The 1,635-nt window shown below is 64.5% G+C and carries 3 protein-coding genes; all 3 read right to left on the bottom strand.

Translation table 11 applies throughout. From position 1 onward, the window contains the following. Positions 1–68 precede the first annotated feature (68 nt). Positions 69–209 carry a hypothetical protein gene (locus tag BLX41_RS33740; RefSeq protein ID WP_185073633.1) on the bottom strand — a complete coding sequence of 47 codons (141 nt, stop codon included), beginning with the start codon at positions 207–209 and terminating at the stop codon, positions 69–71. Beyond that, a complete protein-coding gene (cydB, locus tag BLX41_RS17350; RefSeq protein WP_123725877.1) occupies positions 196–1,212 on the bottom strand; it encodes a cytochrome d ubiquinol oxidase subunit II in 1,017 nt (338 codons plus the stop codon). The genes BLX41_RS33740 and cydB overlap by 14 nt, the downstream gene beginning before the upstream one ends. 16 nt (positions 1,213–1,228) lie before the next feature. After that, the coding region (locus BLX41_RS17355) for a cytochrome ubiquinol oxidase subunit I (protein WP_148059749.1) at positions 1,229–1,635 on the bottom strand (407 nt) is incomplete at its 5' end.

Below are 1,635 nucleotides of genomic sequence, written 5' to 3' on the forward strand. Positions count from 1 at the left end.
GCCAGATGCCGAGCATCCACAGCAGGCGCTGCCAGCCGGGTGCCGGTTGCGCAGGTTGGGTCGTGACCTTATCCATGAGCCAGCTCCAGCATCAGTGCGCCGCTGCAGGCGAGCATCAGCACCAGGCCAAAGAACAGCAGGCTCAACTGCGCCACTTGCCGGTGCCAGGGCTGGCTGGTCAGGGGCTTTGCTCGATCAATGGTAGCCATCGCCAATCCTCACTTTGCCGCGGAACACGTAGTAGCTCCAGCAGGTGTACATCAGGATGATCGGCAGGATGAACAGGGTGCCGATCAGGATGAACAATTGGCTGGACAGGGGGGAGGCCGCGTCCCACAGGCTGATGGACGGCGGCACGATGTTCGGCCAGATGCTGAACGCCAGGCCGATGTAGCCGAGGAACACCAGCACCAGGGTGAACACGAAGGGCCAGTGGGAATGATGCTGGCGCAAGGTGCCCAGCAGTCCGCACAACGCCAGCAGGCCCAGCACCAGCAGCACGCCGAAGATCACGATATGGGCATGGCTGAACCAGCGGGTGGCGATTTCCGGGTGCAGCAATGGGGTCCAGACGCAGAGCACCGCCACCACGACCATCAGCGCGAACGCCAGGGGCCGGGTGTAGTGGCGCATGCGCGCTTCGAGCATGCCCTCGGTCTTGACCAGCAGCCAGGTGCTGCCCAGCAGCGCATAGGTCACGATCAGCCCCAGGCCGCAGAACAGCGGGAAGGGCGCCAGCCAGTCCAGGGAACCGCCGGCGAACTGGCGATTGACCACCGGGATGCCGGAAATGTAAGTGCCGATCACGATGCCCTGGCACAGGGTCGCCAACAGCGAGCCGCCGATAAAGGCCCAGTCCCAGATGTGGCGCTTCTGCGGGCTGGCCTTGAAGCGGAACTCGAAGGCCACGCCGCGGAAGATCAGCCCCGCCAGCATGAAGATCAGCGGCAGGTACAGGGCTTCGAGAATCACCGAGTAGGCCAGGGGAAAGGCCCCGTACAGCGCTGCGCCACCGAGGATCAGCCAAGTCTCGTTACCGTCCCAGACCGGGGCCACGGTGTTCATCATCACGTCCCGTTCCCGGGCATCGGGGATCAGCGGGAAGAGAATCCCCAGCCCCAGGTCGAAGCCGTCCATGATCACGTACATCATCACCCCGAAGGCAATGATCACGCCCCAGATCAACGACAGGTCTATGCCTTGAATCGTCATGTCGATATCCCTTGTTTCAGTGGTGTTGGTCGCTGGACGCAAAGGTCTCGGCGATGGCGGACAGTGGACGGCGCGGCGTTGGCTCCTGGCCGACAGGGTGGGTCGGCGGGTGCTCGTGGTGGGGCTGAGGGCCCTTGCGCACCAGCTTCATCATGTAGCCGATGCCCACCGCGAACACCGAGAAGTAGATCACCACGAACAGCGCCAGGGAGATGCTCAGTTGGGTCACGCTGTGGTTGGACGCGGCGTCGCTGGTGCGCAGCAGGCCGTACACCACCCAGGGCTGGCGCCCGACTTCGGTGGTGATCCAGCCCGCCAGCATGGCGATCAGGCCGGTGGGACCCATCCGCAGCACCAGGCGCAGGAACAGGCGGTTGCGGTACAGCGCGCCGTTACGCCGCAACAGCAGGCCCAGCACCCCGG

Origin of the sequence: Pseudomonas protegens (assembly GCF_003732485.1) — a bacterium.
In the GTDB taxonomy this organism is placed as follows: domain Bacteria; phylum Pseudomonadota; class Gammaproteobacteria; order Pseudomonadales; family Pseudomonadaceae; genus Aquipseudomonas; species Aquipseudomonas protegens_B.

Coding starts and splice junctions, on each gene's coding strand:
- BLX41_RS33740 (WP_185073633.1), bottom strand. CDS start 209: ATGGCTACCATTGATCGAGCAAAGCCCCTGACCAGCCAGCCCTGGCAC.
- cydB (WP_123725877.1), bottom strand. CDS start 1,212: ATGACGATTCAAGGCATAGACCTGTCGTTGATCTGGGGCGTGATCATT.